Source organism: Aeribacillus sp. FSL K6-2833, assembly GCF_037965815.1.
GTDB lineage: Bacteria > Bacillota > Bacilli > Bacillales > Aeribacillaceae > Aeribacillus > Aeribacillus composti.
Genome location: NZ_CP150189.1, coordinates 2,014,547 through 2,036,979 on the forward strand (window position 1 = coordinate 2,014,547; position 22,433 = coordinate 2,036,979).

The 22,433-nt window shown below is 36.0% G+C and carries 17 protein-coding genes; 7 read left to right on the forward strand and 10 right to left on the reverse strand.

All coding sequences use genetic code 11. The features are described 5' to 3' along the window. Nucleotides 1–29: 29 nt before the first annotated feature. Entirely contained in the window at nt 30–917 is an 888-nt protein-coding gene (locus NSQ94_RS09940; protein WP_339228955.1) for a carbon-nitrogen hydrolase family protein, read from the forward strand. A gap of 225 nt (nt 918–1,142) precedes the next feature. On the opposite strand, the gene NSQ94_RS09945 is transcribed toward NSQ94_RS09940, so the two are convergent. The 5 genes from NSQ94_RS09945 to NSQ94_RS09965 all read right to left on the reverse strand — a co-directional run bounded on the left by NSQ94_RS09945 (nt 1,143) and on the right by NSQ94_RS09965 (nt 10,494). After that, nucleotides 1,143–2,435, reverse strand: coding sequence for an MFS transporter (locus NSQ94_RS09945; protein ID WP_130156609.1), 1,293 nt, complete (start codon nt 2,433–2,435; stop codon nt 1,143–1,145). Between the two features lie 35 nt (nt 2,436–2,470). Beyond that, nucleotides 2,471–3,883 (reverse strand): response regulator, encoded by a 1,413-nt coding sequence (locus tag NSQ94_RS09950; protein ID WP_339228958.1) that lies wholly within the window; start codon nt 3,881–3,883, stop codon nt 2,471–2,473. A gap of 1 nt (nt 3,884) precedes the next feature. Next, nucleotides 3,885–5,333: a histidine kinase gene (locus NSQ94_RS09955; protein WP_339228960.1), complete on the reverse strand. Its 1,449-nt coding sequence runs from the start codon at nt 5,331–5,333 to the stop codon at nt 3,885–3,887. A 1,337-nt stretch (nt 5,334–6,670) separates the two neighbouring features. Further along, nucleotides 6,671–7,672, reverse strand: coding sequence for a formamidase (locus tag NSQ94_RS09960; protein WP_327848778.1), 1,002 nt, complete (start codon nt 7,670–7,672; stop codon nt 6,671–6,673). 497 nt (nt 7,673–8,169) lie between these two features. Then, nucleotides 8,170–10,494 carry a transporter substrate-binding protein gene (locus NSQ94_RS09965; protein WP_339228963.1) on the reverse strand — a complete coding sequence of 775 codons (2,325 nt, stop codon included), beginning with the start codon at nt 10,492–10,494 and terminating at the stop codon, nt 8,170–8,172. Between the two features lie 272 nt (nt 10,495–10,766). On the opposite strand from NSQ94_RS09965, the gene NSQ94_RS09970 reads away from it, so the two are divergent. Both NSQ94_RS09970 and NSQ94_RS09975 read left to right on the forward strand, forming a co-directional pair. After that, nucleotides 10,767–11,813, forward strand: a complete 1,047-nt coding sequence (locus NSQ94_RS09970) for an aliphatic amidase (RefSeq protein WP_117016960.1) — start codon at nt 10,767–10,769, stop codon at nt 11,811–11,813. A gap of 67 nt (nt 11,814–11,880) precedes the next feature. Further along, nucleotides 11,881–12,096, forward strand: coding sequence for a hypothetical protein (locus NSQ94_RS09975; protein WP_339228966.1), 216 nt, complete (start codon nt 11,881–11,883; stop codon nt 12,094–12,096). 130 nt (nt 12,097–12,226) lie between these two features. Here the strand turns inward: NSQ94_RS09975 and NSQ94_RS09980 are convergent, their stop codons facing one another. Beyond that, on the reverse strand, nt 12,227–13,342 hold the full coding sequence (locus tag NSQ94_RS09980; RefSeq protein ID WP_339228968.1) for an IS4 family transposase: 1,116 nt from the start codon (nt 13,340–13,342) through the stop codon (nt 12,227–12,229). A 147-nt stretch (nt 13,343–13,489) separates the two neighbouring features. Here NSQ94_RS09980 and NSQ94_RS09985 point away from each other — a divergent pair, with 147 nt between their 5' ends. The 4 genes from NSQ94_RS09985 (at nt 13,490) to NSQ94_RS10000 (ending at nt 17,234) form a co-directional block, all read left to right on the forward strand. Then, nucleotides 13,490–14,410: an AAA family ATPase gene (locus NSQ94_RS09985; RefSeq protein ID WP_339228970.1), complete on the forward strand. Its 921-nt coding sequence runs from the start codon at nt 13,490–13,492 to the stop codon at nt 14,408–14,410. A 29-nt stretch (nt 14,411–14,439) separates the two neighbouring features. Then, nucleotides 14,440–14,688 (forward strand): AmiS/UreI family transporter, encoded by a 249-nt coding sequence (locus tag NSQ94_RS09990; RefSeq protein ID WP_327856804.1) that lies wholly within the window; start codon nt 14,440–14,442, stop codon nt 14,686–14,688. A gap of 917 nt (nt 14,689–15,605) precedes the next feature. Continuing rightward, entirely contained in the window at nt 15,606–16,046 is a 441-nt protein-coding gene (locus NSQ94_RS09995) for a hypothetical protein (protein WP_165381902.1), read from the forward strand. A gap of 378 nt (nt 16,047–16,424) precedes the next feature. Further along, nucleotides 16,425–17,234 carry a hypothetical protein gene (locus NSQ94_RS10000; RefSeq protein WP_339228973.1) on the forward strand — a complete coding sequence of 270 codons (810 nt, stop codon included), beginning with the start codon at nt 16,425–16,427 and terminating at the stop codon, nt 17,232–17,234. Between the two features lie 312 nt (nt 17,235–17,546). Here NSQ94_RS10000 and NSQ94_RS10005 read toward each other — a convergent pair whose 3' ends face one another. From NSQ94_RS10005 to NSQ94_RS10020, 4 genes are all read right to left on the reverse strand, one after another. Then, nucleotides 17,547–18,944, reverse strand: coding sequence for an acetaldehyde dehydrogenase (acetylating) (locus tag NSQ94_RS10005; protein WP_339228975.1), 1,398 nt, complete (start codon nt 18,942–18,944; stop codon nt 17,547–17,549). 470 nt (nt 18,945–19,414) lie between these two features. Then, nucleotides 19,415–19,717: a metalloregulator ArsR/SmtB family transcription factor gene (locus NSQ94_RS10010; RefSeq protein ID WP_063389511.1), complete on the reverse strand. Its 303-nt coding sequence runs from the start codon at nt 19,715–19,717 to the stop codon at nt 19,415–19,417. Between the two features lie 826 nt (nt 19,718–20,543). Further along, nucleotides 20,544–21,326, reverse strand: coding sequence for a sulfite exporter TauE/SafE family protein (locus tag NSQ94_RS10015; RefSeq protein ID WP_339228977.1), 783 nt, complete (start codon nt 21,324–21,326; stop codon nt 20,544–20,546). A 340-nt stretch (nt 21,327–21,666) separates the two neighbouring features. Next, nucleotides 21,667–22,227 carry a sulfurtransferase TusA family protein gene (locus tag NSQ94_RS10020; RefSeq protein ID WP_130156591.1) on the reverse strand — a complete coding sequence of 187 codons (561 nt, stop codon included), beginning with the start codon at nt 22,225–22,227 and terminating at the stop codon, nt 21,667–21,669. Nucleotides 22,228–22,433: the final 206 nt, after the last annotated feature.

Below are 22,433 nucleotides of genomic sequence, written 5' to 3' on the forward strand. Positions count from 1 at the left end.
TTTACAAAATTAATTCTTGGAGGAAAAAAATGAGAAAAGTAACCATATCCGCTTGCCAGTTTCGTGTAGAACGAACAAAAAGTTTTGATGATTTTAAAAATCAAGTTGTTGAACTGATCGAGCAAGTTCCACAGCAATCCGACTATGTGATCTTTCCCGAACTATTTACCGTCGGTTTGCTGACCAGCTTTCCAAACAGCGAAAAATTAACAGCAAGAGATCTTATTTTGATTGACAAATACACTGATGATTATAAACAACCCTTTATCGAGTTGGCGGTAGAAAAAAAGCAGGTAATCATTGGTGGATCACACTTGGAGCGAAGAGACGACAAGTATTACAACATTGCCTATATTTTTAAACCAGACGGTACCTATATTGAACACAAAAAAACTCATATTTTTCCTTCGGAAAGCGACTGGAAAACCTCAGAAGGCGATGAATTAGCAGTTTTCGAGATTGGCCCTGCCAAAATTGCACTTGCTGTTTGTTATGAGGCTGAAATTCCGGAAATTTCAAGAATCTACAGCATTAATGGTGCAGAAATTATCTTCTGTCCTTCCTATACATTTACGGAGCATGGTTTTTGGCGTGTTCGTCATTGTGCACAAGCTCGATGCATCGAGAATCAAGTGTATTTCGTGCACTGTCCAACTGTTGGTGAGCCGGGTACACCTTTACCGAATGGATTTGGAAGAGCGTCGATCTTGAGCCCTTGCGATTCGGCTTGGTCTCCAAACGGTATCGTTTCTGAAGGAGAAACCAACAAAAATATGGTCGTGACAGGAACTGTAGATATAGATGAATTGTATGTAAATAGAAAAACCGGTGCTGCTACTACGTTTGTTGACCGTACCCGAAGAGAAAATATTTACACTAAATATGAACCTTACAGATCATATAACCGAAAAAAATAACGAAAAAATGCGTACCTTTCGGGGTATGCATTTTTTCGTTATAGAACGAATGCAGTATATTAATATTTTTTAAAATTCTCAATGTCCTTTCGAACGGTTAAATACGTTGTTACTTGATAGATGTATTGAAACAACCGAGTGTAAAAAATTGTTGCTTGCACTTGATACACAATCTTTGTTACGATATATTTCCTTTAATTTTGTATCAGGACGAAGTTACCCCATTCAAGATATATAATCTTCCAGTTCACTTGAAGAAGGAATTTCTCGAATAATCCATAGAGGAATAAGTGCTAACGGCAATAAAATGATACCAGAAAACGAAATGGCTGTGTAATAGTCGTTTGCTTCAATAATATGAGGTGCCAAATAACTGATGACAGCCCAGCCAAGCCAGCAAGAAGCGGAACCGATCGATGAACCAGTGCCCCTGGCTCTTGTAGGGAAAGCTTCTGTAAAAATTCTTGGAATGGTTCCCCATATGCCCGCGCCAAAAAAGTTCCATAACAAATAGGCAGGCAAAAAAGCATTGAATGTTTGAGCAAAAAATGTCATCCAAATGGTCAGTGGTATGGAAATGACAATAAATAACAGATTGGCATACCTGATGCCAATAATCCCGCTGAGCCATCCGCAACAAACAAAACCTAACATGCTAACTAAGCTTCCCGCCCCTACAGTCCATATTGCTTCATTCCAATTTAATTCAAACGCATAATTCATCCAATAGGGAGCAAACCAGATTAACAAACCATATGCAATCACAACAAGATTCATATATACCCAGATTAATAGGGTATTTTTGAGTAGCTCCCCTTTCATTAGCTGCAAATACGTAAATTTTAGAACCTCTTCTTTATTTATTTTAAATCTGTTTTGGCTCACAATTTCCTTTGTTTCGGCAGTATATGATTTAATACTTTGTCTAAATTTAACCAATTCCTTGAATCTAACAGGTTCTTTGATATACAAACGGACGACTATAACTAGAAATGCAGGAATAGATGCGAGATAAAAAGCACTTCTCCACCCCCATTCTGGTACAACGTATATTGACAAAAGGGTAGAAATTGCTGTCCCGGCAGGCCAACCCGCTGCCATAATCCCGACGATCCACCCCCGATGCTTGGCAGAAACTGATTCAATTAAAATAGTGGCGCCCACCGCATATTCTGCAAAAGCACTTCCGGTTGCAAGAATTCTGAAAATAGTCAGTGATTCAAAATTCCAAGATAAACCAGTCAAAAAGGTGCCAATCGACACCAAAAATAAAATCCATTGAAAAACTACTTTTCTTCCGAAGTAATCCATCAAAGGACCTACCACAATATTGAACACAATAGCGACAATGAATCCTGCCGCAACAATAATGCCAAATTCAGTTAAAGAAAAGTCAAACTCCTCCATTAAATGTGGAGCCACGAAGAAAAATATGGAGGTATCCATCGCGGAAATTGTCCATCCGATAAATGCTATTAATGTTACAAACATGCTATAACCTTGAATATCATTCTTCACTTATAATACCTCCGTACTATTTTCGTCTTATGTGTTCAATTCGTGTTCAATTCTCTGAATTGAATCGGTGTTAAAGACACCTCTTTTTTAAATACTTTGATAAAGTATTTTACATCGTTAAAGCCGACTGCCTTACTGATCTCATATAAGTTCAGTTTAGTTTGAATTAAAAGCTTCTTTGCCTCCTCAATTCTTTTTTTGGCAATGTAGGAGGTGAAATTGATTCCGGTCTCTTTTTTAAACAACCAACTGAGATACGATGGCGAAAGTTCCAAATACTCTGCTACCATATCTAGGGACAGTGAAGAATTGTGATAGTTTTGCTCAATAAATATTTTTACTTGAAGGGAATAATCTTTGGAATATTTGTCCCACTTGTATAGAATATAGTCGATCAGTGGATCAAAAAATATTGCTTTCCACCTATACAAGTCATCCCATTGAGAAATCGACTTGAATTCCTGTAACCATGCTTTATTCTGATCGAGCCTATTATCAATGTTGAAATATTTGGATATCTCTATATAAAGCTGAAACAGGATAAACCAATGTGCTTCCAAAGTTTGATTGTTGTCCAAAATTTCGTTCAAATGCTGAGTAAACACTCTTTTCTCTCCCTGTTTCAATGCCAAGAGCAATTTACTTTCATCCTCAATGTTTAAAAAAACATGATTTGACACATTCTTTTCGTCTTCTCGATAATATTTTAGATTCTGAATAGCTTCTTTATATGCATGTTCAACGGAAAGATCCTCGCCTTCATGTATTTGACTCACGCCACAAGGATAACGCTTCTGCAATTGTTTTATGTTTGTTTTTATAATGTTTATTAACGCCTCTGAGGAATCTTCATAGACTACGTAGATATGTTGGGAACCCATACGTAAAAGAAAATTCCTGCCAATGTTTTTCAGTTCCTCATTCGAAATAGGGACTAAGGAGAAAATAAACAAATAATATTTGCAAGGAAACACTACATCAGCATCCATATGTTTTTCTCTATTAGAGATTCGCTCATAAATATAATTTTTCAACTGGATTATACTAATGTTTTCTCGCTCCTGCCTTTCTCTTTCAATCTGATTCTTGATGTTTTCAATGGTTGTTTTCAGCTCTTCCGGATCGATCGGCTTTAATATATAATTGGAAACGCCGTATTTGATCGCTCTTTTGGCATAATCGAAATCGTTGTAACCGGAAATAATAATAATTTTGGGATACGATGTCATTTCCTTGTTCAATTGTTCCAGCATGGACAAACCATCCATGACAGGCATTCTGATGTCCGTGATAATGATATCAGGTTTATATAGTTTGATGAGATCCAAAGCGATTTTCCCATTTCTTGCGTTTCCAACTATTTGAATATTGTATTGCTGCCATGGCAGCATCTTCTCTATTCCTTTGCTAATCCAAGGCTCATCTTCCACAGTCAACATGCGCAGCATATCAACCACTCTCCTCTTCCTGCTGTTTACGATTACGAATAGGTATCGTGATCACCGCGCATAGTCCATGCGGTGAAATATTGTGATACTGAAGGCCGTATTCTTCCCCATAAGCAATTTTCAAACGATTGTTTACATTGAAAATTCCGATTCGGTTACTTTCTTTATTGGTTGGAGGGTGTTTATTATCCAAAGTAAACGTTTTCAGTTCCTCGTTTAGCTTTTGCAACTTTTCTTCCGGAATACCTGGTCCATTATCGGAAATGCTGATGACAATGTGCTTGTTTTCATTGATTTTGCCTTCAATTCGAATCATTCCTTTATCAGTTAAATTTTTGAACCCATGGATGAAACAGTTTTCAACGATCGGTTGGAGAACAAATTTGATGATTTTGTATTCTAGAATTTGTGGATCGATTTGTCGTTCACATTCTATAAAACCGTCAAATCGTATTAATTGAACATTTAGATAATTGTCCATGTGATCCAACTCGTCTTTGATTAATACTTCTTCAGTATCCTGCATCATATTGTACCGGAACATTTTCGATAACGACCTAGAAATTTGGGCAATTAGCGGAACATTATGAATAATGGCCAACGAATTAATTGTTTCCAATGCATTATGAAGAAAATGCGGATTGATTTGTGACTGCAATGCCTTGAATTTTGCTTGATTCGTTAATGAGATTAATTGATACTGAATCCTCGCTTGTTCCTTTAATTTTAACATGATTTTATGAAAGCTTATTTCAATATCCCATATTTCATCTCTGATCATTACATCTCGATCAAACGAGTGATTAAAATCCCCATTTTCTATCGCCTTGATTTCTTTTCTGAGAGAACGAATGGGGGAAGTCACATGTAACGAAATGAGTATAATTGAAAATATGCTGACCACAATGCTGCTGATAATGATATAAACCATTAATTTTTTGTTATTTCCATTTTTTCCTAATATTTTAGATACCTCAGTCACGCTAATTACAGAGAGATTCGTCTCCGGATCATGGTTATAAATCACGAGCATATTTCGACCACTTTCTTTGAACGTAAAATTCCCACTGACTTTGCCGTTGACAGATTCTTTATTTTTCACTTTTACGAGCAAACTTCCTTCATTTTTTCCCGAATTTGTAGAATAGATAATTTGCCCGTGATCTGCGATTATCAAATTGGCAGGCACATAGAAGTCAATACCTTGAAGCAAATCTTGTAACAATCCTGTTTCGAAGGAAGAAAGCCCCTGATGGCTGGATTCAACATTTTTTTTGATAACAGCCAAAGAGTGACTCAACTGTTTAATCATTTTCGTTTGCGACTCAACCGTATTCTCGAAAAATTTCGTTGTCCAAATTTGATAAATCAATAGATCACATATAACTAGAGGAAAAATGGTGAGAATAAAATAAAGTGCAACGTATTTGTATTTGATGCTGAAGTACACAGGAGCTCCCCCTCTATAAAAATATCAACTATTTTTTGTGAATTTATTTGGTTTTCGTAATTATCGATGTGGATTGAATAATTTTCGAATTTTTGATATCTCTTCCTTTTTCCTTCTAGTTTCTTTTACTTAGTCTTCCCATCGTTGCTTCTAATATCAGTGTTAGATTTTAAAATCAAAAATTTGGTTCGCAAATAATTCTTGAACAGTAAATGGTGAGTATTAGAAATGTTGTTAGTTCTATAAAGTACAAATTCAATAACAATAAATAAACAAGTCACCGTTATGTAAAAAACTATTTTAACAATTAAGGATAAAAACCCCCAATTGGATTTTCAGTTTTTGAAATTCAATGAATTTTCGGTTTGATATAATATAGGCAACTTCACCGTCATGTAAACTGCTTGTTTACTATTAGTAATTAACCCCAGCTCAAAAGATACTACTCTTTTGAAAAATGATCTGTAACAAAATTGCACAACTTTCCCAATCGACTTTATAGTGCAGTACAATTGTGATATTGACGCTTTAACGCCTTCCAGCGCAACTTAAATTTTTATTGTCCATGGAATAACCAATATTTATCCAAAATTGCTAATTGTGAGAAAAATAGTATCAACTTTGTCATCAAGAATTTTTTGTTTTTTTTATAACTCGGAAAATATTTCGTTGATTTGAACTATCCGTTGTATTCTTTCTTTATCTCTGGACAAACCATGAGTTTGTATCAGCATCTATATTAATACAAAAACAGATCAATTTTCAGACATTTGTATATTCTCTTTTGTCTAACTATTTTCGATCAAAAATTTACATAATCTTAAGATGATATTTGTAAATATTATAAATGATCCTTTCTTCTAGTTAAAATAATGTGACAAATGGTCAAATTGTTTTTATCAATACGACGTGAGTCATTCGTATTCATATCCCGGAATATTCAAAGAATCATAAGAACCATTTCATTGTTATCATTAACTGCACATAATTATACACTCGTTGCAACTATAATCTTAGTCCATTCTTTTGTCCCCTTTTCCAATACCGCTCTTCGTCTAAAAAATTTTCTGATAGCTAAATTTTTTCATAGCTGTTTCTATACTTTAACAACTATATTCCTTAATTTTCGGTTTAAAAAGGAAAAAAGTTCGTTAAACAGTTTATTTTTCTTGAAAACAATTTAAAATTGGAAATATTAAAACAGGGAATAAATCATTTGTTACTTATTATCCATAAAATAACCGTCCCTTCTGTACCGTTGTTTGCGGTGAATTATTGTTTCAAAAGAAAGGGGTGCCCGATATTCAACTTTTGGGGCACCCTCTTTACTTTTACCGCTATTTAGCTTGAATGACTTCATTTTTCTTATATCCATAAATTGAGCCATCTTTAATTTTTATGTCGTCTTCCCATGGCAACTTATATTTGCCTTCAGCCAAGTCTTTGATAAATGTATAAGGATTTTCTTTAACACCGCCTGGAACAGCTACATAACCTCTCGTTCCCAAATTAAATATATTGTTTTCAAGCCCCCAATTCAAACGTGCTTGATCTGCCAGTTTCGGATATATTTCAGCCGTAACGATTTCCCAAGGATTTCTGTGTCCTTGAACCAATGTCGTTCCATCAAAATTACAAATTTGGCCTTCTCCGAAATAATAAAATACCCCATCGTAACCGGCTAGATTTACCGATAATGTATACATTAAATTATGCCATGCATTTGAACGATTTGTTAAAATCCATTGTTCATTTACTTGTGTACTGTATCCCGAAATTCTAATTAAAACATTAGCTCCTTTATAAGCAGCTTCTCGAGCAATTTCAGGGAACATGCCATCATGACAAATGCATACTGCCAATTTGCTTCCGCCTGGTCCATCACAAACTGGCATACCTAAATCCCCTGGCTGCCATGGTTCAATAGGAACCCAAGGATTTAATTTACGATACTTAAGAATAATCTCGCCTTGCGGATCGATGATAATGGCTGTATTGTATGGCAGTCCTCCGTCTGGATTTTTTTCCATAATTGAAAATACCCCATATACTTGAGCTTCTTTACATGCTTGCGCAAACGCATCTGTTTCTGGACCAGGTATTGTACATAAAAATTCATCAGTAGTCCATTTTTTTGTGTTTAAACCTTGTGTACTATATTCAGGGAATACGATTAACTCTAATCCGGGATATCCCGCTTTTGTGGAATGAACTGTTCGAACAATTTGTTCAATTTGTTTTTCAATATCTTTTCTGGATTCCACTACTGGAACCGGATATTGAATTAAAGCTGCCAAAAACCCTTCTGGTGGCTTCGTCATACTTCCAATACTTCCCATTATCAAACTCCTCCTGTTCTTTTAATTCAATTTATTTTTTTAAATAGGAAATGACTCATAAAGATTCATTCCTATATTTACTAACTCTAATTAGAAATTTTTCCATGCAGATAAATCACTATTGCCGTCAAATTAATGCTGTTTATATTTATTAGTCTGCTTTTTAAAGCTGGGAAATGACTAAAAGTACGATCTAATTCTAATTTGTTATAAATAATTACCTACAATGTAATTAAATATAACATAATTATAACATATTTTTTGAGTTTTTTAAACGTTTGAAATCAATGAATTTTTGCTAGAAAACAAATTTTATGTTAATTTTTATTACATAAAAATGCGCACACCTTTCTGTCTTGAATGATTGATCATTCTTTTTGGGGATTTTTTCTATGAAAATAGAGCGTATTTACTTTTGTAATAGTGAAAAAAAGGAAAATCAAAAGAGATCCGATTTAATTACCGGCTTTTTTTCTAAAAAGGATGCGAAACAACTACTATTGCTCCTTTGAACGTTTTTTTCGGATATTCCATTTATTCATTTTTCGATATAACGTGCTTCTCGTAATGCCAAGAATTTGTGCTGCTTCCGTCATATTTTTTGTTTCTTGTAGAACTTGCTCGATCATTTGTTTTTCCACATATTTGAGGTTGCCAACGAAATGTTGTTTTATTGTACTGGAATTTTGGAAGTCTTCAGGCAAGTGTAAAGGGAGAATTTTCGGCTCATGAATGGCTAAAAGAAATGCCCTTTGCATGATGTTTTTCAATTCACGTATGTTGCCTGGCCAATGATAGGAGTGAAGCATTTGCAATGCGGAATCACATAACTCTAGTGGCCCTTTTCCATAATACTGATGAAACTGGTGCAAAAATTGTATAGATAAGTAAGGAATATCTTCTATTCGTTGTCTAAGCGGAGGAACATGAATGGTAAACACATTCAATCGATAATATAAATCGGAACGAAAAGAGCCCTGGTAAGCAATCTCCTCTTTAAGATTGCGGTTTGTTGCAGCAATGACCCTTACATTAACTGGACGTTCTTTATAATCGCCAATGCGAACCACTTTTCGCTCCTCAAGAACACGAAGAAGGCTTACTTGCAATTCTAAAGGCATTTCTCCTATTTCATCAAGAAACAATGTCCCTCCGTTGGCAGCTTCAAACTTTCCGATGCTTCCGCCTTTTTTCGAACCAGTAAAGGCTCCTTCCACATATCCAAATAATTCACTGGCAATCAGTTCTCTTGGAATAGCTCCGGAATTCAAAGCAATAAACGGTCCATTGCGACGAGGGCTTTGCTCATGAATGGTTCGTGCCAAAACTTCTTTACCGGTTCCAGTTTCCCCCAATATCAAAACATTTGCATCAAATTGAGAGGAGGTCGAAGCAATTCGGAGCTCTTTTTGAAAAGCCTGATTGTAAGTTACTATGTTTCCAAATTGGTATTTCTCTTTAGCCTGTGAGATGGTTTTTGCTGATCCTTTCTTTAAAAAAATCAAAAAAGCGTTATACGGCTTCCTCATTTTCCTTTTTATTACCTCATACCCTTTATCCAATAGGTTTGCATCATCGAAAAGATCGCCGGATTTAGCTTTCGTTATATCGATAGCGAGGGGATTCGTATATAATATCTTATTATCTTGGTCTACGGCGATAATTCCATCTGAAACCTCCCTACCCATTTCATCAACTAAAACTTTCCATATCCCTTCATCATCCATCGAATCTACAAGCGTATTGGTTAAAAGCGGTCTAGCAAAAATTTGTTTTTCCGAGCTCCAAACAATCTCAAACTGTCCATTTTCCTTTGCTTTTCCAATCCTCATTTCTCTTGACAAATGATGATTAGATTCTATTTTAATTTTTCCACTCGGTGATGAAAACTCTTTCTCATATAAATATTTTGTGATTTTTTTTCTTTCTGTAGATTGTAAATGACATATCGCGTCTAATACTATTTGAACCCCTATATAAGTACTGCACATAACCGAGGAAATAACAGTATCCAACCCATATTTTTCTTTCATGCCTTTTACAAGTAAATCGTTTTCAGGAATATCTAATGACTGGAAATAACTAAAACAACTGTAATGACCAGCTGCATATTTTGGCCCCATTGCTTGTATCTCCAGCTCTGTTGTTATTGGGCTGATAATAGGCATTTCCTCAGGATTGAATCCTAATTCATAATACATTTTATAAAAAGGTAATATACTTTCCCCGACAAGCGTTGACAATATTGCATTGGAAGAAGAATGTTTAATCTCTTCCAAATAAGTCGAGAACTCTTTATGCCCTAATGGAACATATTTTTCCCCAATCACTTTCCCGTCCAATTCATATAACATCTCTCTAATTTGTTGATTCGTATATCTAGGGTAAACATAATCGTTTCCAATTAGGTAAACTTTTTTGCCAAATTGTTCAATCGTAAATTTAAGCAGTGAAGTGATTTGTTGATTGGGAATTTCTCCAACATAGAAAACATTTGGATGAATCTCCTGTCCTTCATAAAGCGCCGGATATATTAAAAGGCAATCGTATTGTTCAAGAACAGGTAAAATAGCTTTCCGGCATGCGGACGTATAGCATCCTACAAAAACTTTTATCCCTGAACGCGCCATATCTAATGCTTGTCTATAGCTTTCAATTGGATCGGAACGAATGTCTCTTGCTTCAAAGGTAAAGGTAATATTTGATTTACTGTTGTCTTTTTGGAATTTTTCAAGAGCATACACAGCTGCTCGATATTGACCAATTTCTGTCAAGGAAGTGATGCCCGTTAATGAAAATAAAAAGCCGATGCAAATATTCATATAAATCCCTCTTTTGTATCAATTTGCGACAATGTATAAAAATTAAACATGCCTATTTCACTTTAATCTTATTATAAAATTCATAACATTTCAAATATTTCATCAATAATAATGTCGCAAAAGTGAAATCCTCCCTTTCCCTCCTATACTAAAAATAAAGCATTTATAAATTTGGCATATTTCTTGCAGTAGATATAAGCGAGAAAGCAGGAAACAAAACAATAGGCTACGTTTCCAGCTTTACATTCAATTATAGAAAGGAGTAATGAAAAATGAGACATGGGGATATCTCAAGCAGCCATGACACAGTTGGTATAGCAGTGGTCAATTACAAAATGCCTCGTCTTCACACAAAGAATGAGGTATTAGATAACTGTCGCAAAATAGCAGACATGATTGTAGGAATCAAAAAGGGACTTCCTGGTATGGACTTAATCGTTTTTCCAGAGTACAGCACTCATGGAATTATGTATGATGAACAAGAAATGTACGATACTGCCTCTTCCATTCCTGGAGAAGAGACTGCAATATTTGCCCAAGCATGTCGTGCTGCTAACACTTGGGGGGTATTTTCTTTAACAGGTGAAAGACATGAAGATCATCCCAATAAAGCTCCTTATAACACCTTGATTTTAATGAACAATAAAGGAGAAATTGTACAAAAATATCGAAAAATTATTCCTTGGTGTCCAATTGAAGCGTGGTATCCAGGAGACACAACATATGTAGTAGAAGGACCAAAAGGAATAAAAATAAGCTTAATTGTCTGCGACGATGGAAACTATCCGGAAATTTGGCGTGATTGCGCCATGAAAGGCGCTGAACTTATTGTGAGATGCCAAGGCTATATGTATCCTTCAAAAGAACAGCAAATCATTATGGCAAAGGCTATGGCATGGGCAAATAATACGTATGTAGCTGTTGCGAATGCATCTGGATTCGACGGCGTCTATTCTTACTTTGGCCATTCAGCTATTGTTGGTTTTGATGGCCGTACATTAGGGGAATGCGGAACAGAAGAAAACGGAATCCAATACGCGGAACTGTCGATTTCGCAAATCCGTGATTTCCGCAAAAATTCGCAATCACAAAACCACTTATTTAAACTGCTTCACCGTGGGTATACCGGTTTAATTCAATCGGGAGATGACAGCCGGGGTTTAGCAGAGTGTCCATTTGATTTTTACCGCACCTGGGTGCTTGATGCAGAGAAGGCTCGTGAAAATGTAGAAAAGATTACACGCTCTACAGTGGGAACTGCGGAATGTCCGATAGAAGGAATCCCTCATGAAGAAATTGAGAAAACAACTGGAAAATGATCTTGATAAGAAGAAGAGGTCAGGTTCTAGGACTTGACCTCCTGATCGCTAATCAGGAGATGATGCTATGACATTTATAACATCTAAATTAAAGGATTTAAATGAGAATCGCCAGCAAAATTCTATATCATCTGATAACCATTCAGAAACTTTTAATTCTTCTTCTCCCTTAGTGACCCGATTTCGTTTTGAAGTCAACGAAGTAATTCAACACATACGTTCAAAAATTTGGGGACAAGATGAAGTGTTAGAAGGTATAGAAGAAATCATTAGCATTGCATAAATATAGTTAGAATTTTCTGTTAATTATTTTTTGTGAATTTGTGCCAAAAAGACAAAACCTAAAGAAAGGTGGCACTGCCCATTTGGTAAATATATACAGTTAAACCAGAGCGACAACGACAAAAGGGAGATTATGGACTGGCTCGCCCATCAAATTTTCGCAACCAAACATAAGCTGGTTTCCACAGAGCTCTCTTTAACCAACGAGTAATTCGAAGTAGGGATTTCTTACTTTTCATCTCCAATTGAATGAGAACATGTAAGCAATACGTGATCAGGGCTAAGAAAATTTGATTTTGAATAGCTGTTTCACTCATTCCATAAAAGTGCTTAATTTCTACGTGTTGCTTGAGCCATTTGAAAAAGAGTTCAATAGCCCAGCGAGATCGGTAAATATCACTTATCTCTTCTGGTTTTAAATCAAATCGGTTGGTGATGAAACGAAGTAAGTTCCCTTTTGTGTCCATAACTTCTAGTAGACGAAAGACATTTTCAGTACGATTTTGTGTGGTACCAATGTAGACCATTTTATCGGATAGAACGTGACAATCATCAGGAAGTGAAAATGTATAGACTTCACGAATGACTGCGTTTTTCTTCAGTCTTGAAACGAAGAAATAGCCATCATCTGTCATCCGATCAAAACGTTCATAGTCCACATAACCGCGGTCAAACACATACATGGCTTCTTGATCATCCACTAGGACTTCGAGTTGATTTCGGTCATGTTCTTTTGCTGTCGTAATCACTGCTTTTTCAGGATAGACGGTGTCTTTATCCATGAAAACGAGCCGTAAGTGTAGCTTTACACCAGCTTTTGTTTTACGGAATTTTGCCCATTTATAATTGGTCAAATTCAACGGGAGTGTACTTGAATCAATGATTTTCAGTGGCATATTCTTTCCGTTTTTATAATGGTACCGTTGAATTTTCCAAACAAGATCCAAGAACAAATTTGCAAGAATTAGTGGGTTGATCTGATTGTTTTTTCGGGATAGCTGAGAGGCACTTATCGATTCAAATCCGAGTGCTTTTTGAAGATCTTCGTCTACAAGTGAATCACTCATTTCCTCTAAGCTCGTAAATTCGAGCAGCTGGGCTACCAATAAAAGTTTAATATAGGCTTCTGTTGTCAGCTTTTTTGTGTAATAGTCCTGTTTCAATTCTTTGACTTGTTCGCTAAGTTTTTGAATATTTATGGGTGAAACCCATTTACCAAATGATGAAATTAGTGTATTCTTGTCCATAACGGTTATCCTTTACGATTGGATTTGGACAGGAACCACCTGTACTTCCATTGTAAAGGATTTTTTTGTTTTGAAATCAATAAAAAATTGAACATTCTTAGTATTTTGAATCATCAGATTTAATTACTGCAATGCTAGTGAGAAGAAATGTTAAATATAATTTGGACGGATATTACAGAAGAAAAACGCCCTTTGTATGTAGCCTTATTTCTTGGGCCTACAGGGGTTGGAAAAACAGAAATCGTTCGCGTACTTAGTGAAGCTATTTACGGAAATGCGGAGGCTTTTTGCCGTATTGACATGAATACACTCACCCAGGAACACTATGCTGCGGCACTAACTGGTGCACCTCCAGGATATGTAGGAAGCAAAGAGGGGAACTCCTTATTTCAAAAGGAAAAAATTGAAGGATCCTACAGTAAACCTGGAATTGTTCTTTTTGACGAACTGGAGAAAGCAAATGACCAAGTGATTTATTCCCTGCTTAATGTAATGGATAACGGCATACTCGTTATGACATCTGGAGAGAAGGTTATTCATTTTCGTAATGCCATGATCTTTATGACAAGCAATATTGGGGCAAAAGAAATTATTAGTTATGCAAATAAAAGTTTAAAATATAGATTACGTAAACTGCTTTGGTTTTTAAGCCCTTCCAATTTTGGAAAAACAGAACAAGATTTTCTCCGCTCTATAGTTTTTTCCCAATTAGAAAAACGATTTAGTCCTGAGTTTATCAACAGATTCGATGATATTTTTGTCTTTCAGTGGCTAAAACAAGATGCGCTGGAACATATTCTTGATCTCAACATTCAAGCTATTAACCGAAGAATAAAAAAATACAACTGCACACTTCAGCTCGATGAATCTGCTCGTAAATTTTTGATTAAAAAAGGATTTGACCAGCGATATGGCGCGAGATTTTTAAAACGCGCTATTCGAAAATATATAGAAGTTCCTTTAGCTGCAAAAATCAGCAAGAGATTACATCAAGATCACCCAACCAAATTTATTGCAAAAATTAAGGACGGCAATCTCATCCTCTTTGAAACAGCACAAGAAAAGTGATAATTATTTCACTGTTTAGAGGGAAGAGCATGGATAAAGTCGGTCTAATGTTTGTTGGTGCAGCATTATTTATCAATGGTTTAATGCTATTGGGAAAAGTCGATGAAAAAAGTGTAAGAGTGTTTAACTTATTTATTGGATCGATGCAAGTTATGACACCATTTTATCTCATTTTTACATCTACAGGAGATTCATGGATGATCTTAAACGCATCCGGCATTTTTCTTTTTGGTTTAACTTATTTATATGTTAGGAATTTCGAATCTAAAAAACTTTAACTCTTCATGTTTAGGTTGGTACTCTCTATGGGTAGCAATTCTTGCTTTAGGATACAGCTATATAAACTTTATTAAACTGCAAGATATAAAATTCGGTATTATTTGGCTTATGTGGTCCTTTCTATGGACATTATTTTACTTGCTGCTTGCACAAAAAAGAACATTGCTATCTTTACTGGGTGGGGCGCGTTTATTCAAGCATGGATTACAGCAACTATTCCCCCCTTTCTTCTTCTCATTAACCAATGGGAGTTCGTAAGATAAAAAACTGCTTTCGTAGTAACTATTTTAACAATTCTAGCTTTTATCGCTATCTATATTAACAAAACCTACTTCTGTCAAAATAGACAGCATTTCAACAAAATCTTAATTATAGAGCTCTTATCACCATTTGACCAGCACATTTAACACGCAGCAAACATCATGCTCTATTGATTTTTTCTATACTTGTTTAGCATTTGATTATTTTCTTTTGTACTAAAAATTAAAATAAGACTTGTAAAACAGCATGAAGACGAATATTTAATTGGCTTGAACAATCATTGTGTTCTTGTGTTGGTTAACAATAAAGATCAACCAACACAAAGGGTTTATTTCGATGATGATGAAAGATTCCTGATTTTGAAAAGCAATTTTATGCCTTTCTACATAAAAATACCTTAATTCTCAATTATCTTATTCTTTAATATTTCGAACACACTATGAATGATAAAGCGAAAGCATAATCTTCAACACATTCCACCGACTTGTTTGAGTATGAATCCCTTTATCGTCACATAGTCTTTCAGATGTAAATGTTTTATTAATGCTCGGGCATTTACTGCATTTAATCAACTCAAGGCACCCAATCCGTACTTGTCAGAACCATTTCATTCGAATAAAATTGAGAAAAGGAGATTTTTAAAAGGAGTCAAAAAATGGAACAAAAACTCGACTTAATTTTAGAAAAAGTGATGTCTATTGACAATGATCTTAAAAATGTGCATGATCGACTGGATTATATCGGGACGCGATTGGACCAGGTAGATGATCGATTAAATCGGGTCGAAAATCGATTGGATCGAGTAGAAGAGCGTTTAGATCAAGTAGAAACACGCTTAAATCATGTTGAAGAGCGATTGAATCGGGTCGAAAATCGGTTGGATCGAGTAGGAGAGCGATTAGATCAAGTAGAAACACGCTTAAATTATGTTGAAGAGCGATTGAATCGGATTGAACAGGAACAAAAATCAATTAAACAAGCTGTAATGGAAACAAACGAAGAAATGAAAAACCTCCAAGAAAGCTTCAAATCTGTTTACGAAATTATTGGCGAACATGACGTTTCCATCCGTACGTTACGAAAAAAAATTATGTAACCTACAACCACCTCAAAAAGTGATAACCTCACTTCTTTTTTTAACCCTGTGCTATTTCCTGGAAATACCATACACAAAGCAAAAATTTATTCCATTTTATTCAAAGAACCTGTATTTAAACTTTTATTCTGACCTTTGAAAATAAATAAAAAAACGTGCCCAATCATACAGTTCTCTATTTGGCATATTGTGCTAATGAATAACTTAGGATTGCTATGGCTGGTGAGCACGAGCACATTCAAAGCCGCCTCATCTTGATGTCTTCTCCATTTTTTTTACTAAAAGGATGTAAAAAATATTGAATACAATAAACTACTAATCTAAACTAATAGTTGATGAGGTAGAAAGACTTCCCTATGTTTCACTGGAGTTGATTTGATGATTGCTACTATGTATAAACGGAGAATGAAAGCAGCATTTGCTCTATCTTCTATAGTTATGCTCATTGGTATTTCTGTTTTTTTCATCGATCGACCAGATTCTTTACAAAATTGGTTAAATCTTTCTTCAATAGGTATTGTAGGTCTTTTTTTGTTTTTTACCGGAGTTTCAAACCAGATGAAATATAACAAGGTGAAAGATATTCAAATTCATGAGTCAAAAGCTTCCCTCCTTGAGTTGGATCATCTAGTTTTAAAAAAAGATCTTGGTTTTTTTCCTCGTCTCCTACTGTTTGAAAAAAGCGGCCATTTTGTTGGAACGATTAAGCCAATCCGTATTCCTTTTATTTTTTACCCAATGAGCCTGCTGCTTCGTGATTCACTGATCATGGCGCTTCCGATTACTTATGGTGTTTTTTCGAATAAAGGAAATGTGCTGTTTACCTTTAAGAGAAAAGGAATGAAAAAGTCGATTGTAACTGTAAAGAATGTACATGGCCGAAAACTGGGAGAATATGTACAAGAGGATTGGAAAAGTCTAGTCAACATAAAAGGTGAGCTGAGAGATGCTGATGATAAGCTGATTCTCCCTGTTAAGGTTAAGGCCTTTTCTGGTGATTTTACATTAACAGATTCCGAAGGTCGGCAGTGGGCCCGTTTCTACAATGGATATTTCCCTCATGAATATACAAATATTTTTCGTGATGTGTACAATGATATCGTTGAGCTCTCTGACAACTTGTCGAAACATCATAAAATGCTTTTAATTGCAATGACTGGCTTTTTATTTTTGCAGCGCAACCAATAGTCTAGTGTTGTTTTGGGAGTTTTCCCGCTACCACTTTACGATTTCCCAATTAACAAAAAACTTTTTAAAATAGATCCAGTGAACTGCACGAGCTTACTAGTTGATGTGTGTAATAATAAATCCATGCAGGAAAAGATGCTCCTGCATGGATTTTTGTACTGAATATCGTCCTTACAACTAAATTTTTTTAGGGGGGTAAACGCATTATCACTTCCGGAGTGTCGAATTTATTTTTTTAGCTGTATCAAAGAACATGTCAGATGTTTGATACAGTCTTTTAATCTATCAAAAGAGTTTTTATGGACAGTCAAGTTATTTCGTTAATGCAGGTTCATTTTGTGCACTTTCCTCTTTTTTTGGCATTTGGCGGACTCCAAATGCAACACGTTTAATGTTAAACAAGTGATTGACTGTAACATTGTCAGATGTAACGTTGTTGCCAATAGCACCGCAGCCAAGAGTCAGAGACGGTTTTACGTTCACTGTAGCGCCAATAGCGCCAAATGTTGTACCGGCATTTACAATGATACGTCCTGCTGGTTTATCGATTGTGTAAGCTTCGATTACTTTTTCATCCTCAGCGTGAATTCCGACTGTGTGGCCAAGACCGCCTGCATCAAGAAGTTTTTGGGCAAGCTCGCTTGCTGCTTGCATATCTTTCACTGTATAAAATGCTAGAGTTGGAGATAGTTTTTCAATTGAGAATGGGTATTCTTTCCCAACTCCTGTTTCTTCTGCAACGATCACTTTCGCCTCGGACGGAACTTCAATGCCTGCCATTTCAGCAATCACTTGAGGTGACTTTCCTACAATTTTTGCATTCAGTCCACCGTTTACGAGAATGATGGATTCTACTTTTCGTTTTTCTTCTTCATTCAAGAAATAAGCGCCTTGTTTTGTCATCTCTGCAACAACTTTCTCTTTAATCGACTCATCCACTAAAAGAGCTTGTTCAGAAGCACAAATTGTTCCGTAGTCAAAAGTTTTGCTTTCAATAATAAGTTCAACAGCTTTTTCGATATTGGCACTTTCATGAATGTATACAGGTACGTTTCCAGGACCTACTCCGTATGCTGGTTTTCCGGAGCTGTAAGCAGCTCTTACCAATCCAGGACCGCCTGTGGCAAGGATGACATCAGTTAATTTATGTTTCATCAGCTCGTTTGTTGCTGCCAATGTTGGTTGGGTAATGCACAAAATCAAACCTTTTGGTGCTCCGGCACGCTCTGCTGCTTCTTGCATAATTCTTGCCGCTTCCGTTGTACATTTTGCAGCAGCTGGGTGAGGGCTGAAAATAATCGCATTTCCTGCTTTAACTGCGATCAATGATTTAAAAATGACTGTTGAGGTAGGATTTGTAGATGGAACAATTCCTGCAACGATCCCTACAGGTTGAGCAACTTCCCATACGCGGTTTTCGTCATCGCGACGAATAATCCCGACTGTTTTCACATCCTTGATAGAATTGTAAACATCATTCGCTGCGAACAAATTTTTTACTGTTTTATCAGGAACATTCCCGAAGCCAGTCTCTTCTACTGCCATAGCAGCCAATCGCTCAGCTTCTTCCCTTGCCGCTTTAACCATGCTTTCAACAATATGATCAATCTCGCTCTGAGTCATCTTTGCCATTATTTTTTGAGCTGTTTTCGCTTCCTCAAGGTAATTTCTTACTTCTTGGATAGATTGTAAATCAATATCTCGCAACATCTTTGCTTCGCTCCCTTTCATAGTTTTCATTTAACTAGCAGATTCATATTGTCATGATCTCAAATGACACTATTTCAATTTTGTTCGCTTGAACAAGCATCATTTTTTGTGTTTCTGCCCTCACCTCCTCAAATGCTAGCAGTTTGACATCACTGATCCTCGTCAATACCACTTCATCGAACGACGATCTAATCTGATGTCGTCACCAATATGCAAAACTCCTTCTTCCAATACTTTCGCTTTTTAACAAAGAAGAAGAATTTCAACCGCTCAAAAATTGATAACGATTACAAAAAAGCGGTTTCATAAAACATGAAAATTAATTGGACTTATTTTTTATTTATTTAAATATCTAGAATAATCGATATAAATAATTATAAATCGATAATTCTCGATATCTGAATCTATAAATATAATAAAACAAAATAAAAAGGGATTCAAGCCAAAAGCAACAATTAAAAAAAATAGGCCTATAAATCCCTTGATAATAATTCATTCAATTTTTTGATGTTCTCTTCATCCCTTTTATAATAAGTCCATTGCCCAACACGTTTTGCCTTTATCAATCCGGCATTTTGCAGCATCGATAAATAATGGGATACAGTAGATTGTGACAGTCCAACTTTTTTATGGATATCGCTCACACATACTCCATCTTCGTGTATATCACCGTGCTGCGGTTTGGGAAAGTGAGCTTCCGGATTCTTGAGCCATTGTACGATTTGTAGCCTCGTTTCATTTGACAAGGCTTTAAACACTTCTAAAAGTTCCATTGCTACCTCCAATTGACAATACTTATATTTCAAAACAACAGCGGAATAAAATTTGCATTAACAGACAATAAAAAAACAAACAACGACAATCCTAAAACGAAGGTTGATCACTCTTGCATGGATAGATTAGCATATAACCAACAAATCTACAATACCTTGACGACTAGCTCTGATTGTTGACAGCGTGGCAGTGATCATTAGCTCCTAAAACGTAATTAATAATTTTATTATTAATTCAATAATACACGAAGCCCAACCATAAAAGCAAAATCCAAGTCTTTTAGCAATAAACTGCTTTATTTTCTGTAAAGCCCTGATAATAAAATTACATACAATTGTAATCAACTTGATTCTTGAACAGTCAATCAGCCTCCTCAGCGCTTCATGTTCAAACACAACCTTATAAACATGTTTTCAGAGCAGCCAATCAAAGATGAACTGTTGAATCTTTGATCCGGATGATCGTAAAAGCAAATTCATTGTTCCTTCTATAAGCGAAAGACATCTATATTGAATGCGGGCAAAATCCTTTTCAGACACACTTGCAGAGCGAAATGGTTTTTAGATTGTGGTGAAAGCGCGCTGAACACCATTGCATGATCAGGCGAATCATTGCATATAGTTCATGTTTGTTTTCATCATACACTTGATCACTATAGCAAAAATTTTAAATTACATCCTTATCATCCAAGTAAGAGCTCCAAATATTCTCTTGTTTTTCCTAACTTTAAAACCAATAAATGATACGCCAAGGAAAATCATCATAATTATTATACATCTTGATTCGTTTTTTCGAATCACACATGGAAGTTTTTTCACTGACGGCTTAAAAAATATCGATCCAAATTTTCGCTGCCGTCGCTAAAATTAAGACAGCTAAAATTACGCGGAGTACTTTTGTGCTCATTTTTTGTCCTGCTTTTGCACCTAAAGGAGATGCAATCAAACTTGCAATGACCATAATTATCGCAGGAATGAATTCAACTTGGCCCGTTGTGATTTTTGCAAATGTCGATCCGATTGAGGAAATAAACGTGATCGCTAATGAGGAGGCAATCGTCATTTTCGTTGGAATTTTTAGAACAGAAAGCATAATCGGCACTAATAGAAAAGCTCCTGCCGCCCCGACGATTCCAGATCCAATTCCGATCAAAAATGAAAGCGAAGCTGCCAGCCATTTATTGAAGCTCACCATGTCCAATGGAATATTATCCATCCCTTTATTTGGTACGAACATCATCAAAACAGCCAATGCTGCTAAAATGCCGTATACAAGATTAATGCTTCCTTCACTCATCATCCTAGAAACGCATCCGCCAATGAAACTTCCAAATAAAATACTGCTCCCCATATAAAAAATTAACGACTTATTTAAGTATCCACCTTTCCGATAAACTAAAACACCGCCAATCGTCGTGAAAAATACTTGGACGGCACTAATTCCCGATACTTCATGGGCGCTGAACTCGGCAAGCCCAAAAAGCGGGGGCAGGTAAAGAAGCATCGGATATTTAATAATGGAACCGCCAATCCCAACCATACCGGAAAGGAAGGAACCGATAAAGCCAATAAGAAACATTACGATCATAAAATTGAACGTTATTTCCACTGATATACTACTCCTTTGATTTTGTTAAAATCGGGGTGCGTATATGCCCCCCGCTAGTAAGTGAATTATCCTTTTTAATTCGACAATGATCGATCATGTTCTTCTTTTTCATCATCGTATGTCTATTGCTTGATGCCCAAGGCGATAAATGAATTTTCGTCCCATAATGCAATCAACCATCGATTAATTCACAATAAGGAACAATTCAATATTGAGAAATTTCGCCTTTCATTTTCCAATTGCAAAATAGTTCGCATGTATACTACAAAAATGTTTTTTGTTGTTTAAAGATTTTTTGTACCTTTATCGTATATTTGTATATTGATAACCAACTGTTCAATCATTGTTCAAGCGATCCATTCCATTCTGACATACCGGGGACAATATTCCATACGTTTGAAAACCCTTTTTCTGCTAATTTCTGGGCTGCCAAACTACTGCGCGTTCCCGTGCGGCAGACGACATAAATGGTCTTATCTTGCGGGAGTTCCTTGATTCGTTCCTCCAATTCTCCAAGAGGAATTGACAAGGCACCAGGAATATGCCCAAATGCAAACTCTGCCGGTTCACGGACATCTAAAATGATAATTGACGGATCATTTATTTTGTCTGCTAATTCTTCATTGCGAATAACATGGGGGAATTTCGCTTCATTCTTTGCCTCGCTCTCACTTGCTCTACGAATATAGTGCTTTAATATCCCCTCTTCTTCAATTGTACCGAGATAGTGATGTCCAGTGCTTTCTGCCCATGCTTTCATATCCGCTTTCGATCCTTTGTCTGTTGCTTGTACCTCCAGTACTTGTCCAGGCTGCAACTTATGAATCGCTTTTTTCGCTTTGACAATCGGCATCGGACAAGACAACCCTTTAGCGTCTATTGTCATATCTACTTGAATCATGACTTTCTCCTCCTTAAATGGGAACTATTCTACAGGATCTTCTTATTTATGCATCAATTTCCGCAACTTTCCGATAGTTTTCGGCTCGTCTGCTTTTTCCTTCAGACAGCAGGCGAGAGTATTTTCTTTTTCTGTATCTAGTTCATTCTTAGAAACTTGAACAGTCATGGCGTAATATTTATGGAACTAGAAATTTTCCTAAATCG